Annotated in this window: 10 protein-coding genes and 1 riboswitch; all 10 genes read left to right on the top strand. The window is 61.9% G+C overall.

What is annotated here, in order from left to right:
* The first annotated feature begins 21 nt into the window (after positions 1-21).
* The 10 genes from F0M18_RS01410 to cobO all read left to right on the top strand — a co-directional run bounded on the left by F0M18_RS01410 (position 22) and on the right by cobO (position 14,647).
* Positions 22-1,911: a CocE/NonD family hydrolase gene (locus F0M18_RS01410; protein WP_188109545.1), complete on the top strand. Its 1,890-nt coding sequence runs from the start codon at positions 22-24 to the stop codon at positions 1,909-1,911.
* Positions 1,908-2,882: a PLP-dependent cysteine synthase family protein gene (locus F0M18_RS01415; protein ID WP_149609595.1), complete on the top strand. Its 975-nt coding sequence runs from the start codon at positions 1,908-1,910 to the stop codon at positions 2,880-2,882. The genes F0M18_RS01410 and F0M18_RS01415 overlap by 4 nt, the downstream gene beginning before the upstream one ends.
* Positions 2,883-2,941: 59 nt before the next feature.
* On the top strand, positions 2,942-5,203 hold the full coding sequence (locus F0M18_RS01420) for a TonB-dependent receptor (protein ID WP_188109546.1): 2,262 nt from the start codon (positions 2,942-2,944) through the stop codon (positions 5,201-5,203).
* Positions 5,193-7,073 (top strand): serine hydrolase domain-containing protein, encoded by a 1,881-nt coding sequence (locus F0M18_RS01425; RefSeq protein ID WP_149609597.1) that lies wholly within the window; start codon positions 5,193-5,195, stop codon positions 7,071-7,073. The genes F0M18_RS01420 and F0M18_RS01425 overlap by 11 nt, the downstream gene beginning before the upstream one ends.
* A 25-nt stretch (positions 7,074-7,098) precedes the next feature.
* The gene (locus tag F0M18_RS01430; protein ID WP_149609598.1) at positions 7,099-8,331 is read left to right on the top strand and encodes a metal-dependent hydrolase family protein; all 1,233 of its coding nucleotides are present in this window, start codon (positions 7,099-7,101) and stop codon (positions 8,329-8,331) included.
* On the top strand, positions 8,331-9,719 hold the full coding sequence (locus F0M18_RS01435) for a CapA family protein (protein ID WP_149609599.1): 1,389 nt from the start codon (positions 8,331-8,333) through the stop codon (positions 9,717-9,719). The genes F0M18_RS01430 and F0M18_RS01435 overlap by 1 nt, the downstream gene beginning before the upstream one ends.
* Complete coding sequence (locus tag F0M18_RS01440; protein ID WP_149609600.1) at positions 9,716-10,846, top strand: DUF819 family protein; 1,131 nt, start codon at positions 9,716-9,718, stop codon at positions 10,844-10,846. Before F0M18_RS01435 ends, F0M18_RS01440 begins: the two co-directional genes overlap by 4 nt.
* 46 nt (positions 10,847-10,892) lie before the next feature.
* Positions 10,893-11,708 carry an SDR family NAD(P)-dependent oxidoreductase gene (locus F0M18_RS01445; RefSeq protein ID WP_149609601.1) on the top strand — a complete coding sequence of 272 codons (816 nt, stop codon included), beginning with the start codon at positions 10,893-10,895 and terminating at the stop codon, positions 11,706-11,708.
* Between the two features lie 235 nt (positions 11,709-11,943).
* Positions 11,944-12,090: riboswitch (cobalamin riboswitch) on the top strand.
* 98 nt (positions 12,091-12,188) lie between these two features.
* Positions 12,189-14,027 carry a TonB-dependent receptor plug domain-containing protein gene (locus tag F0M18_RS01450; protein WP_149609602.1) on the top strand — a complete coding sequence of 613 codons (1,839 nt, stop codon included), beginning with the start codon at positions 12,189-12,191 and terminating at the stop codon, positions 14,025-14,027.
* Positions 14,028-14,038: 11 nt separating this feature from the next.
* On the top strand, positions 14,039-14,647 hold the full coding sequence (cobO, locus tag F0M18_RS01455) for a cob(I)yrinic acid a,c-diamide adenosyltransferase (RefSeq protein ID WP_149609603.1): 609 nt from the start codon (positions 14,039-14,041) through the stop codon (positions 14,645-14,647).
* Position 14,648: the final 1 nt, after the last annotated feature.

Genomic DNA, 14,648 nt, shown 5'->3' on the forward strand with positions numbered 1-14,648 from the left:
GCGCGCCTGCTGATCAGGACTTTGGCAGCTCTGCTGGCTCTGGCGGCCATCGCCGGACTGGTAATCGCTATCGCCGGGTGGACCACCGCACTACCCGGTGAAACATCCACCGAACACGGGTTCCCGCGACTCACCAGCCAGTACGTGACCACCAGCGATGGCACCCGACTCGCCGTGGATGTCTGGCTGCCCACGGATATCGCGCCCGGTGAGCATCGGCCCGCGCTGCTCCGAGCCACGCGCTACTGGCGCAACGGCGAGTTCACCTTGCTGGCTCGAGGCCTCAGTGCGCTGGGCGTGCTTCCGCCCCTGGGCCTGCGTGACGATACCAGTTACTTCACCCAGCGCGGATTTGTGGTGGTGATCGCAGATGCACGCGGCACTGGCGCGTCGGAGGGCGAGAAGCCCTTCCCTATCGCGCCGCAGGAGTCTGCCGATTACGCCGAGGTTATAGACTGGATCACCCTCCAGTCCTGGTCCAACGGCAATGTCGGTGCGTTCGGCGTATCCTACGATGGCATGACCGCGGAGGCCATGGCCGGCCAGGGCCACCCCGCGCTGAAGGCCATCGCTCCAACCTACATGGTATTTGATTCGCAGTATTACCTGTCGACACTCGGCGGCGTGGTGAACAGCAAATTCATGCGCGATTGGCAGGCGCTGAACCACGGGCTGGACGCCAACGCCGGACTTTGCAAACCCGGTGACAATTGCCGGTGGCTGAATATGCTGGTCAGTGGCGTGCGCGAAGTGGAAGGCCAGCCGGTTGCGGCGTTGGCCGCGCAACGGCAAACGCCCGCTGTGCTGGAAACAACCGAGAAGACGCCCTATCGAAATGACCCCTTGTGGCGGAACCCGACTCTCACCTGGCGGGACATTGCCTCCTACGGCAGGGCCGACGTTATTGCGCGCACTGACATCGCGATATTCGCACTCGCGGGCTGGCTGGATGCAGGTTCCGCCGATGGCGCACTGGCGCGGTTGCTCTCGCTGCCAAATAACACCCAGGAAGTCACCATCGGCACACTGTCACATGGCGGCCTGCACGATACCGACCCGTTCAAGCCCGTGGCCGCATCGGCGGAGCCATCGCGGGCGCAGCAACTCAAGCAGATGGCGGATTTTTTCTCTCACCACCTGGCCGCGCAGGGCGAAGCGCCAACACAGCGCATTCGTTACTACACCCTCAACGGGGGGTGGAAAGAGAGCAACACCTGGCCCCCCAGCGGCTTGGCGCAACGGGTCTTGCAGTTTTGCGAAGATGGCATGTTGTGCGATACCAATGACGCGGTGAGGCCCGGAGAGGTCACCTACGCGGTAGACTTCAGCACCACTTCCAGCCACCTGGGCAGGACCCGCTGGGATACACCGCTAGGCGGTTCCGACGTCGTATATGAAGACCGACGCGACCTGAGCGGCCGTCGCCTGAGCTTTACGTCTCCGCCCCTGCCAACAGCGATGGATATTACCGGCACCCCGGTTCTCGACCTGCACCTGGCATCCTCACATGCCGATGGCGCAGTGCACGCTTACATGGAGCATGTATCCGCTGACGGCAGGGTCACCTATGTTACAGAAGGCGCGACCAGGCTCACCCACGCGCGTGCACCGAGCTGCCGGACCTGCCCCTACAGGTCCGACGGGCCCAATCGCTCTTTCGCACGAGAGCACCAACAACCGTTCACCCCCGATACGCTGCATCGCATCACCCTGCCCTTGCTGGCCACCTCCGTACGTTTCCGGGCCGGCGACCGATTGCGTATCTCGCTGACCGGGGCGGATGCAGTGCAGTTTGCGCGCACTCCGGCCAGGGGCGAACCCCGTTACCAGTTTGCCTTCGGCACCGCACAGGCCAGCCGATTACTGCTCCCGGTCGAAGCCACGCCTCAGCAGAGAGGTGGCATGCAATGACCCTGCACCGTTCCATCCTCGGCACCATTGGCGACACACCCCTGGTCCATCTCGGCACGCTATCCGCGCGGCTTGAAGGTGATCTGTATGCCAAGCTCGAATATCTAAACCCCGGGTACTCAAAGAAAGATCGCGCCGCGCTGGCCATCATCGAGGCCGCAGAGCAGGACGGTTCACTGCAGCCCGGTCAACCGGTAATCGAGCTTACCAGTGGCAACATGGGCACCGGTCTCAGCATCGTCTGTGCCCAGAAGGGCTACCCATTTATCGCCGTGATGTCACGTGGCAACTCTGTTGAGCGAGCCAATATGATGCGCGCCCTGGGAGCTGAGGTGGTGCTGGTGGAGCAGGCTCCGGGGTCAGTCGTGGGCCAGGTCTCGGGTGAGGACCTGGCGAGGGTGGAAGCGCGCACCCTGGAACTGTGCCGAGAGCGCGGCGCCTATCGGGCAGATCAGTTCCTGAGCGAAGCCTGCGCACGCGCTCACTACGAAAACACCATGCCGGAACTACTGCGCGATCTCGACGGCAAGCTGGATGCCGTTTGCGACTTCGTGGGTTCGGGTAGTTCGCTGGGAGGCATCGCCCGTTACGTACGCGACCACGGGTTGAACATCCGCTGCTACGCCGTCGAACCAGCGGGGGCAGAAGCGCTGGGCCGGCAGGTGACATCACCAGAATCCCACCCTATTCAAGGCGGCGGTTATTCCATGCCTGAGCTGGAACTACTCGATCCCGCTTTGCTGCATGGCTTCCTGTCTATCACCGGAGAGGAATCCATACAGGCGGCGCGAGAACTGGCGCGAACGGAAGGCGTCTTTGCCGGCTTCTCCTGCGGTGCAAACCTGGCCGCGGCCACCAGGCTTCTGCAAAGTGAGGAACGAGGTTCCCGCATCGCCTTCCTGGCCTGTGACTCAGGCCTCAAATACCTGTCGACGAACCTGTGGTCGGACACGCCACAACACGAGGGATGACCACGATGAAACAGAACACGCTACCCAATACATCAGCTAACCAAAGTGGAGAAAACGCGATGCAACGCACCATTGGAAAGTTCAAACCCACCGCTCAATGCCTGATGGTAAGTGGACTGCTCGCGGCTCACGCAGTGCTTCTGGCCAACAATCAGGCACACGCCCAGACTGGCGCGGACGCGCCCATGCTGGAAGAGGTCGTGGTGACCGCCTCCAAGCGTGAACAGGCACTGAGCGACGTGCCCAACAGCGTCAGCGCCTTTACCGGCGAATTCCTTGATGATATCGGTGCCTTCTCCCTGCAGGACTATGCCACCAGCCTGCCAGGTGTGCAGTACGCCAACCAGGGTACACCCGGGCAGTCCACCCTCACCATGCGCGGCATCGCCACCGGGTCCGAGCCCACGCCCACGGTGGCCGTGTACCTCGATGAAGCCGCGCTCAGTTCCAACTCCGCCTATTCAGGCGGCGGCGGCCTGGCGGCCGACCTTGCCACCATCGACTTAGACCGGGTTGAAGTACTGCGCGGACCGCAGGGCACACTTTACGGTGCCAGCGCGCTCGGCGGTCTGTTCAAGTATGTCACCCGCAAGCCAACCACCGACGGCATCGAAGGCCGGGTTGAAGCAGAATACTCGGACGTTAGCGAGGGTTCCGACGGCTACGGCGTGAACGGCGTGATCAACCTGCCTCTCGGCGACAGCGTCGCACTGCGCGCGAGTGGCTACATCAAGGAGTTGCCGGGCTGGGTGGATAATGTCGGTACAGGCGAGGACGACAGCAACGAGGGTGAGCAATCCGGCGGTCGCCTGGCACTGGCCTGGGACGCGACCGATGCGCTGCGGCTCACACTCACCGGCATACAGCAGACCATCGACATGGACGGCCGCACCCAGGTGGACTTCAACCCCAACAGCGGCAAACCCGTTTATGGCGACTATGTCACCAGCACCCGGACCGCGGAGCCTTTTGAACAGGACTTTCAACTGCTCACCGGTGTGATCGAGTGGGACCTGGGTTTCGCCAGCCTGCTCTCGGCTACCAGCTACCAGGACCTCGACTCCGAGCGTATCACGGATGAGTTCGCCCAATACGCACCGACCCTTGCGGTGTTGCCGCTGCCGGATGACGGCACCGCTCGTTTCCGCGTAGATATCGCTACCGAAAAGTTCGACCAGGAAATTCGCCTGGCGAGCAATGGCGATGGGCGCCTCAACTGGCTGGGTGGTTTCTATTACACCAAGCAGGAATCTGACACCATTCAGCAGTTGGACTTTTGGTCCGATGACCTGGGCGGGGCCGTTGACTTTCTACCGGTACTGGCCGACATCAACCTCGATCTCGAGTATGAAGAGTACGCGGTATTTGGCGAACTCTACTGGTCTCTGACCGATGCGCTGGAACTATCGGCAGGTCTGAGGTGGTCTCAGAACGAACAGGACTATAAGCAGGATGCCCTTGGCCTGGCCATCAACCCCGTCGACCCGACAACACCCATCGCTGCGCCCGGCGACTCTGACGAGGATGTGACAACCTGGATGGTAAGCGCCAAGTGGGACGCCACGGATAACGCGATGTTCTACGCGCGCGTTGCCACCGGCTATCGTGCCGGAGGACCTAACCCGGTGCTGGCTACTACTGGCGACCTCGGTAATTTCGACAGTGACGAAACCACCAATTTCGAAATCGGCTATCGCGGCGCCTGGCTGGAGAATTCGCTGCAGACCAATGCCACCCTTTTCTACATCGATTGGGACGATATACAGATTACCCAGATTATCGGCGGTGCCGGTGTTCGCGCCAACGGCGGTGGCGCCACCTCGGAAGGCCTGGAACTGGAGGTTATGTGGCTGCCCGTCGCCGGACTCACACTCGGGCTCAACACCACTTATACCGATGCCCAACTGACGGAAGACACACCTAGCCTGGTGATCGGCGGACTCGATGGCGACGCCCTCCCGCTGACCCCTGAGTGGGCCACCAATGCCTTCGCCGAATATCGCTTCGGCCTGGGCGACAGCATGGAAGGCTTCGCTACGATCAATTATCGCTATGTCGATGACCGTGACACACGCTTCGACAGCGCGTTGACTCCTTTCGGTGACAACTATGTACTGGAGTCTTACGGGCTGCTGGACCTGCGTGCGGGACTGGTTGTGAACGCTGTGCAGTTCACTCTCTGGGGGCGGAACATCACTGACGAGGAAGCGGAGATGAACTCTGCTGTCTACGGCAGTCCTTTCTCCACAGAGGCAGATCTCGCCCGCGTGGTGATAGGCCAGCCGCGAACCGTCGGCCTGACCGTCTCCTATGACTTCTAAGCGCCAATACTGGCGTCACCTGCTGTTCACCTGCCTGGGGCTGTGGTGCCAGGCAGTGGCAGCACTGGCGCCGGCGGACCTGGACCAGCCCGCCACGCTTACCGCGTTTGCTGACGGCGCGATGAACAGCCTGCTCATGCAACAGCACACAGCGTCTGCGGTTCTGGCCTTGTCGCGTGGCGGGCAGCCGGTCATGACACGCGGTTTCGGCATGCAGGACGTAGCCAACAGCGTTGCCGTGGATGGTCAACAGACGCTGTTCCGTATTGGTTCCGTGTCCAAGCTGTTCACCTGGGTGGCGGTGATGCAACAGGTAGAGCAAGGCCGCCTGGACCTCGACACCGACGTCAACGCTTATCTTGAACAGGTGGAAATCGAAGACAGCTGGCCGGGTAAGCCGGTCACGCTGCGCCACATCATGACCCACACGGCAGGGTTCGAAGACGGTTTCCTGGGCTACCTGATCACGCTGGAACCGGAGCAGATCAAGCCGCTCAGGGAGGCCATGCAACGCTACCAGCCGCAGCGGGTGAACCCGCCGGGAGAAATCTCGGCCTATTCAAACTATGCCACTGCCCTCGCCGGCCTGATAGTCGCCAATGTCAGTGGCCAGCGCTTCGAGGACTATATCCAGGAGCACATATTCGATGTGCTCGGTATGACCAGTTCTACCTTTGTAGAACCGCTGCCGGATGCCCTGTCGCCGCACATGGCCGTAGCTTATAAACGTTCCAACGGCAGCTACCAGGCCCAGCCCTATGAGCTGATCTCCAGCTTCGCACCAGCAGGCTCCATGGCCGCTACCGCACCGGATATGCTGCGCTTCGGCCAGGCGCTTATCAATGGAGGCTCCCTGGGTGGCCGACGCATCCTCGAGCCGGAAAGTGTCGATGCCCTGCTGGCACAGCAGTTCACTTACGATCGCCGCATCAAGGGTATCGGACTGGGTTTCCTGCATTACCCCGCCAATACGCCGGCCATCGGCCATGACGGTGGCACCTTTTACTTCGCCACCCACTTCGCGGTACTTCCCGAAGACAATACAGTCGTCTTCGCCTCCTTCAGTGGTCCCGGGTATGGGCAGGCCATGAAGCAGTTCAAGCAACTGTTCTACGGGACTTTCTATCCAGCGGAACGCGCTGAGACACGCAGTTTGGCCAAGACCGACCTTGTGGAGTTCGCCGGAGAGTACCAGAGCTGGCGCGCGAACTTCAGCGGTCTGGACAAGGTCAATGCACTGTTCTCACGCCAGCGCGTCACCGCAACAGACCATGGCCTGAGCATTAACGACACGCTTTACCTCCCCGTGGACGACGATCTGTTCCAGGCTGCTGAATCGGGACGCCGACTGGCCTTCCTGCGCGATACCAGCGGACGAGCAAGCGGCTTCGCCGTCGATGGCGAACCCTATGTGGCCACATTCCGGCTGCCAGCCTATGCGACTACCGGCTTCAGCCTGGCATTTCTGCTTATAGGCCTGTTGGCATCACTGCACCTGCTATTGCGACGCTATTACCAGCGCGCTCACTACGCCGCACTCGCGGGCGGTACCCGCCGCGCGCAACGTGTCCTGATCTGGAGCGCAGCACTGCATATGCTGACCTTTGTCCTGGGAGGTATAACACTGGCAATCGTCGGCGGCTCACTGCTACAGAAGATACCCCTGCTATTCAAAATGTGGCTTTGTCTGCCGCTCCTGGCCACTGCCTGCACGCTATGGCTGGTCAAACAGAACGCTGTCGTTTGGCGGCAGCGATTGCTGATGGGGTCCTGGGCACGCCTGCGCTACACGATCGCCAGTCTGGCCCTGCTGGGGCTGGCCTGGTTGTACTATTACTGGAACATACTCGGTTTCCAGTATCTTTCCTGACGGTATCAAACCCGGAGTCAGTCTCATGTCCAATGTTTTCATACTCAAGAACGCGATCATCTTCGATGGCACGAATGAGGAACTGCTGCAGGGTGGCAGCGTGGTTGTCGAAGGCGAGCGAATTCGCGAAGTGTGCACCGGTACCGCAAAGGTGAGCGGTGCCACCGAGTTGGATCTCGGCGGTCGCTTTCTTATGCCGGGGCTTCTGGATCTGCATTTTCACGCCTACTCCGCAAGTTTCAATCTAAACCAGCTTGACCGTATGCCAAAGCCCCTGCTGGTTGCCCATGCCACGAGAATTCTGGAAGGTGCCCTGCAGCGTGGCTTCACCACGGTGCGCGACCCCGGCGGCGGCGACGTCGGGCTCTCTCTGGCCATCGACCAGGGACTGATCGACGGACCGCGCTTTCTCTACGGCGGCAAGGCGCTGTCGCAGACTGGAGGCCACGGCGATTTCCGGCGCCACGATGAAGAGCAGCCCTGCGCCTGCGCGTATTCAGGCGTTATATGCCAGGTAGTGGATGGTGCCGACCAGGTTCGCAAACTCTGCCGTGATGAACTGCGCAAGGGCGCCCACCATATCAAGCTATTTATTTCCGGCGGCGTCACCTCTCCCACCGACCCGATCTGGATGCCGCAATTCACCGATGCTGAAATACGCGCCGCTGTTGAAGAAGCAGAAACGCGGCGCAAGTATGTGGTGGTGCATTGCCTCTCAGACGACGGTGCCCAGCGCAGCGTGCGCAACGGTGTGAGGTCAATCGATCACGGCATGGATATCACCGATGACACTGCGCGCATGATCGCCGAGGCACCAGCGAGCTACGTGGTACCCACACTGGCCGTGGTGCGTGAGATCCTCGACCACGGTCCCACACTCGGCATGCACCCGGAGAGTCTGGAAAAGGTCAAGCCGATCTATGCCCGGGCGCTGGAAAGCATCGAGAACTGCCAGAGGGCTGGTGTAAAACTAGGCATGGGAACCGACATTTTCGGCACCGATCACCACCACCTGCAGAGCCACGAGTTCGTGTATCGCAGTGAGGTGAGCAAGCCCATCGACATCCTGCGCTCGGCGACATCCATCAATGCCGAGATCGCGCAACTGGACGGCGAGGTGGGCTGCGTGGCCCCGGATGCCCTGGCAGACCTGGTGGTTCTGGATGGCAATCCCCTGGATGACCTGACCATTTTCCAGGATCCAGCGCGTATGCCGGTGATCCTCAAGGGCGGTGAATTCAAACGTAACGCACTGTGATGACGGCCATCGACTACGGCGCGCTACGCCCGGCCCCGCTACCCGCGGATGCCAGGGCGCTGATGCGTTTCCTCTGGCACCAGCAGCTCTGCGTCGACACGCTCGGCTGGCTGGCGCGGCATACGCCCCTGTGGCGCTATCCCCAGGACCTGTTACTGGAGATGGACAGCACCTATTTCTGGTCCTACTGGATTCACAAGACCGGCAATCCCATTACCCGGGCCATGCGCGACTCGCGCCTGGAGCAGCACTTCGCCAGCGCGCGCCAGGCGCCGCCCGACCTGTTCCCGGCCGGTTTTGAAGCAGAGCATCGCGCCTCGATGAGTGCGGTCGGCGACCTCATTGCAACCAAAGGGCTGGAGCATTCCAGGGACAGCCTGTATACCGATATCGCGGACCTGGTATTCGACGCCGATATCCGTTATGCCAACTTTGAGTCGACGCTCAGTCGCACTGCCCCGAAAGACACGTTAATCCAGCCGGGCGAGACTCCCGAGATCAACGTGACACCCGAGCAGTACGAGGCCTTCATCGGCCACCAGGGACGCCACTACTCGATGCTGCAGCTCGCCAACAACCATATTCTGGATTGCGGCCAGGCGGGCATCGATGTCACGCTCGAGCGTCTGGAGCGCGACGGCATCGACTGGGTCGGCATCAATCCCGAGGAATCCGACGCGGCGCAGGGCAGAATCATCGAGGTCAACGGCATCCGCATCGGCTGGGTGGCCTTCACCTTCAGCGTGAACTTCCGTCCCTTCCCGGAGGGCAAGGACTACCTGGTCAATTTTGTGCCCTTTCACCTCGAACGCAACCCCGATACCGCGGCGATTACGCGCCAGATCCGCTGGTGCCGGGAACAGAATTGCGATGTGGTTATACTCGGCCTGCACTGGGGCCTGGAATTTGAGATCTACCCACACCCCGAGCAACTGCAGTGGGCGCGAGAATTCGCCGAGGCCGGCGCCGATCTGATCGTCTGCCACCACCCCCACGTGGTGCAGCCCATCGAGTACTACCGCACCCGGCGCGACCCGGCGCGCCACGTGCCCATCATCTACAGCCTCGGCAACCTTATGCCGCTGATTCACCACCCGGCATCGGTGCTGAGCGCCGTCGCCCGCCTGGAACTGGTCAAGGGAAAGGTGGCAGGACGCAGCATGACCCTGCCGGGAGTCGTCAGCATGACGCCGGTGGCGCTGCTGGCTGAGCGACACGATGGCGAGGGGCTACGCCTGGCGCGACTCAGCTCGCTGGTGCAGGCTGAACTGTCTCCGGCAATGCGGGACTACACGCAAGCCGTCGAAGGCTTTGCCCATCTCGCCCTCGGTGACAGTTGGCGGGAGCCAGACAGCGTTTGCCCGGCAACAATCCCTGCCGCCTCATGAGCAGCCTCATCGCCGCGGATAACCATCCCCTGGTGCTGGCCGTACTGCTGAGCATTCTCGCGCTGGGTGTATGGATGGAGACGCGGCCCCGGCTGGCCCAGTTCGGCATTCTCAGCATCATCTTGCTCAGCGCCCTGCTCGGTGCACTGCAGGTGCTGCCGCGGCAGTCCGAGTTGTACACGCTCGCAAGCCACTACCTCTTGCCCCTGTCGATTCCCATGCTGCTGTTTCGTGCTGATCTGGTGCAGATATGGCGGGAGTCGGGGCGACTGCTCATCGCCTTCATGGCCGCTGCGCTGGCCACGGTCATCGGCGCGCTGATTGCGCTGAGCGTGGTCACACCCGGCAAAGACGGCGGCGTCTGGCTGGGGATCATGACTGCCGGGTTTATCGGCGGCAGCGCCAATACCGCCGCCGTCGCCGCCGCAATGGGCAAGGCCTCCGACCCCTTCATGGGCGTGATGGTCGCAGCCGCCTATACCGTCGGCTTGAGCTACCTGGCCTTCCTTTTGCTGTTACCCGGCATTCGTCCCCTGTGGCGTCTGCTCAATCCACCGCAACAGCGGGATGCATCCGCGAACGTTCCGCTGCGCAGGCCGGAAAGCCAGGTAAGCGCTTTCTCCCTCGCCGCTGCGCTGGCCCTCAGCGCCATGATCGTCGCGCTTGGCGAGTGGCTGTACGTGCTCAGCGGCCAGGGCGCCGTCAAATACCTGGTGATTACCGTACTCAGCGTGGCCTTTGCCAGCCTACTGCCGCGGCAGGCGCAGAAACTGCACGGACACTATGAGCTTGGCCAGGTCATGATCTACCTGTTCTTCGCCGTGCTGGGTGCCCAGGTCGACTTTGCGCTGGCCTTTGGGCCAGAAGGTCGCGACGTCGTATTGTTCTGCGCGCTGCTGCTGGCCAGCCACTTTGTCCTGCTGGCACTGTTTGGAAGACTCATGCGCCTCAGCGGCAGCGAGGTGCTGATCGCCTCCAATGCCTGCATCCTCGGCCCACCCTCGGCGGCGGCCATGGCCGTGTCCCGGGGCTGGCACCACCTCACCACCCCGGGTATTCTCTGCGGGCTGCTTGGCTATGCTATCGCCAATATCGTTGGTATAGCCCTGGCTAAATTCGTCGGCTGAGGCCACTGAGCGCTGAGAAGACCCCAGGCACCCATGGATTGAGCAGATGCGAGACTTCAAGCAAAAAGTAGCGGTGGTAACCGGCGGCGCCTCAGGAATCGGGCAGGCCCTGGCGCTGGAACTGGCGCGCCGGGGCGCCGATGTCGCCTATTGCGACGTGGCAGACCTGGGGCAGACCGATAAACTCATGGCGGCGTTGCCGGGACGGCATCTTTCGGCACGGGTCGATATCAGTGACCGCGCCGCCGTGGCGGCGTTTCGCGAGCAGGTACTGGCGCAATATGATCATGTGGATGTGCTGATCAACAACGCGGGGATCGCCCTGGGCGACCGGACCTTCCCCGAGCTCACGCAACAGGACCTGGAGAAAATTACCGGGGTGAACTACTGGGGCGTGGTGCATACGACGCAGCTATTTTATCCCGACCTGCTGGAAAGGCCGCAGTCAGCGCTGGTCAACCTGTCCAGCGCCCAGGGTATTCTCGCCCTGCCCTACCTGGTGCCCTACTGCACGACCAAGTTCGCGGTGCGCGGGTTTACCGAGGCCCTGCGGGTGGAACACACCGTTCGCGGCCTGGAGCATATGTCCATCCACTGTGTGCATCCCGGTGCCGTGGCAACCGACATCACCCGGAATGCGGATTACCAGGGCGAGAATTCACAGCGCTTTCACGAGGAGTTGCAACAGGGGGTCAAGCCCGAGCGCGCCGCGCAACTGATTCTGCGAGGCGTGAGTAAGGGCAAGGGGCGTATCTTCATCGGCAACGGGATCTGGAACGACCGCCTGGCGCGCTGGTTTCCGAATACCTACCCTGGCCTCATCAAACGCATCATGCGCCTGACCGGGGTGGCTATTCGCTAGCGGGTGTGCGTCGGGAAACGCAGGCATTTCTAACAAACCGTGATTCCCGCTCAGCCGGTGATTCGCCTTCGCGGAATCCATATATGAATTACTTACTGGACCCCCGCCTGCGCGGGGGTGACGAAGCGCGGTGTTTCCGGGCGCCGGCAGATCGCCAGCGCGGTGGGTGACAAAAAGGTGCATCGCTTGCACCGCCACCACGGTCCCTGATTGACAAAACACCGGGGCGCCCCCACAATCCCCGCCCGTACCAGGTGCCTGCCGCAGTGAACGCTGCTGGGTAGGTTAAATGGGAAGTGTGGTGAAACGCCACCGCTGCCCCCGCAACGGTATGCAGTTGCAAGACTGTGAGCCCGAAACCTGCCTGGACATTTTGCACCGATGGAGCGGAGGGCTTCATTAAAGGTTGCACGATGCCCCCATCGCGTTCCCTGATCCCCTCCCTCAATCGCCTACATTATTTCGGCATTGAGGATCGACATGTACTACAAAAACATACTGCCAGCCGCCGCGCTCGGCGCACTGGTGACCCTACCTACCCTGGCCAACGACAAGTTGGAAGAGATCATCGTGACCTCCTCGCGGGTGGAGATGCCACTGCGACAGGTGGGCACTTCCGTATCGGTGCTCAACGGTGAGGACATTCGCGCCCTGGGCTTCAACTCCATGCTAGACGTATTGCGTACCATGCCCGCCGTGGGCGTCAGCAATACCGGCGGCGCTGGCAAGGTGTCGACGCTGCGCATTCGCGGTGCCGACGGCTACCGCACGCTGCTGCTCATTGACGGCATTGATGTCAGCGACACCTCCAGCCCGCAGTTCCTGCCGCGCATGGAGCAGGTGCTCAGCAGTGGTATCGGCCGCGTGGAGGTACTGCGCGGACCGCAGGGCCTGATGTACGGCGCCGACTCCGGCGGCGTGGTCAGCATGACCACCACCCAGGCCGGTGATGGCTTCGGCGGAGACATCAGCGCCGAGGGCGGCCGCTATGGCACCCGGCAATATGCGGCCAGCGTCGGCTATGGTGGCGACAGCATCGACGGCAACCTGTCACTGACCGATTACGACACCGATGGCTTCAACGCCCGCACCGACGACACCAGCCTCCGTGACGACGACGGCTACGGCAATACCACCGTGCACGGGCGCCTGGGCTGGAACGCTACCGACAGCCTGCGCCTGGAACTGGTCGGCCGCGACGTGGACGGTGAAAGCGAATACGACAACTGCTTCAACAGCAGCTTCCTGCCCACCAACAACTGTACCAGCGAATACCAGCAACAGGCCTGGCGCGGCGGCATACGCCACCAGGGTGAGCGCTTTGCCAATGAACTGGCCTACAGTGAGAGCGACACCGAGAACCGCGACTACAGCGACGGCGGCTTCGCTTTCGGCGGCGAGGGCAAGCTGGAAAAATGGAGCTACCTGGGCAGCTTTGCGGCCAGTGACGCCACGCGCCTGGTCTACGGCGCCGACTGGCGCACCGATACGCGGGACGACAGCGGCGGGCGCCAGCAGCGCGACCAGGACGGTTACTACCTGGAATACCAGGGCGACCTGTCCAACCGCTTCTTCGTCACCGCCGGCGCCCGCTACGACGACAACGAAGACTTTGGCGACTACACCACATGGCGTGTCAGCGGTGCCTACCTGATCCCGGCGAGCAGTGGCGAGATCAAGCTGCGCGGCACCTACGGCACCGGCTTCCGGGCGCCCAGCCTGTACGAGATCGGCTACAATGCCGGTGACTTTGGCAATGGCGTGACCCTGGATGCAGAAGAAAGTGAGGGCTACGACCTGGCGATTTCCTGGTTCGGCAACAACGGCCTCTACCTGGAAGCGGTGTACTTCGAACAGACCCTGGACAAGCCCATCTTCTTTGACCTGGTCAATTTCAGTGGCTACCTGCAGGGCGGTGGCGAAGCCGAATCATCGGGTGTCGAGCTGATCGCCGAGTGGCCGCTGTTGCCAGGCCTGGCGCTGACAGGCAATTACACCTACAACGACGCAGAAACCAGCGATGGCGATGTCGCCGCGCGCCGGCCTGAGCACCTCGCCAACCTGGGCCTGACTTGGCAGGGTCTGGAAGATCGCCTGAAGCTCGGCGTTCACGCCAGACTGGCGCGCGACGCCAACGAAACCGATGGAGAGCCGCTGGACGACTACGAGGTGATCAACTTCAATGCCAGCTTCACCCTGTTCCAGAGCCTCGAGCTCTTCGGGCGCGTGGAGAACCTGCTGGACGAGGACTACCAGGAAGTGCGCGGCTTCAACACCAGCGGCGCCGCGGCCTATGCCGGTGTGCGCTACAGCTTCTAGGAGAATGCGGCATGAGTGACGAACGCAAGAACGCCAAGCACAAGGCGGCGATGGAGAAGCAGAAGACAAAGGTCGATGCCAATATCGAGGCTGCCGATCAAGAGCGCGGCGTCGCCATCCTGCTCACCGGCAACGGCAAGGGCAAATCCAGCTCCGCCTTCGGTATGGTCATGCGCGCCCTCGGCTACGGCCACAAGGTGGGCGTGGTGCAGTTCATCAAGGGGCAGCAACTGTCCGGCGAGGAAATCTACCTCAAGGAACACTGCCCGCAGGTCAGTTTCTACCAGATGGGCACCGGCTTCACCTGGGACACCCAGGATCGCGAAGCCGACATCAAAGCTGCAAAAGATACCTGGGCAGTGGCCCTGCCCATGCTGGGCGACCCGTCCTACGACCTGGTGGTCCTGGACGAACTCACCTATATGCTGGCATACAACTACCTGCCCGAAGATGAAGTGATTGCGGCGCTGCGGGACCGTCCGCGTGAACAGAGCGTGGTGGTCACCGGGCGCGGTGGCGGCTCCGCACTGCAGGAGATTATGGACACGGTCTCCGAGGTCAAGGAGATCAAACATGCTTTCACCGCCGGCATCAAAGCGCGTAAGGGCGTGGATTACTGAC

Origin of the sequence: Pseudohalioglobus sediminis, assembly GCF_008370495.1 — a bacterium.
Lineage (GTDB): Bacteria > Pseudomonadota > Gammaproteobacteria > Pseudomonadales > Halieaceae > Halioglobus.

What these genes read in the sequence shown, in the direction of transcription:
- F0M18_RS01415 (WP_149609595.1), top strand. Translation starts at nt 1,908, where the DNA reads ATGACCCTGCACCGTTCCATCCTCGGCACCATTGGCGACACACCCCTG.
- F0M18_RS01420 (WP_188109546.1), top strand. Translation starts at nt 2,942, where the DNA reads ATGCAACGCACCATTGGAAAGTTCAAACCCACCGCTCAATGCCTGATG.
- F0M18_RS01425 (WP_149609597.1), top strand. Translation starts at nt 5,193, where the DNA reads ATGACTTCTAAGCGCCAATACTGGCGTCACCTGCTGTTCACCTGCCTG.
- F0M18_RS01430 (WP_149609598.1), top strand. Translation starts at nt 7,099, where the DNA reads ATGTCCAATGTTTTCATACTCAAGAACGCGATCATCTTCGATGGCACG.
- F0M18_RS01435 (WP_149609599.1), top strand. Translation starts at nt 8,331, where the DNA reads ATGACGGCCATCGACTACGGCGCGCTACGCCCGGCCCCGCTACCCGCG.
- F0M18_RS01440 (WP_149609600.1), top strand. Translation starts at nt 9,716, where the DNA reads ATGAGCAGCCTCATCGCCGCGGATAACCATCCCCTGGTGCTGGCCGTA.
- F0M18_RS01445 (WP_149609601.1), top strand. Translation starts at nt 10,893, where the DNA reads ATGCGAGACTTCAAGCAAAAAGTAGCGGTGGTAACCGGCGGCGCCTCA.
- F0M18_RS01450 (WP_149609602.1), top strand. Translation starts at nt 12,189, where the DNA reads ATGTACTACAAAAACATACTGCCAGCCGCCGCGCTCGGCGCACTGGTG.
- cobO (WP_149609603.1), top strand. Translation starts at nt 14,039, where the DNA reads ATGAGTGACGAACGCAAGAACGCCAAGCACAAGGCGGCGATGGAGAAG.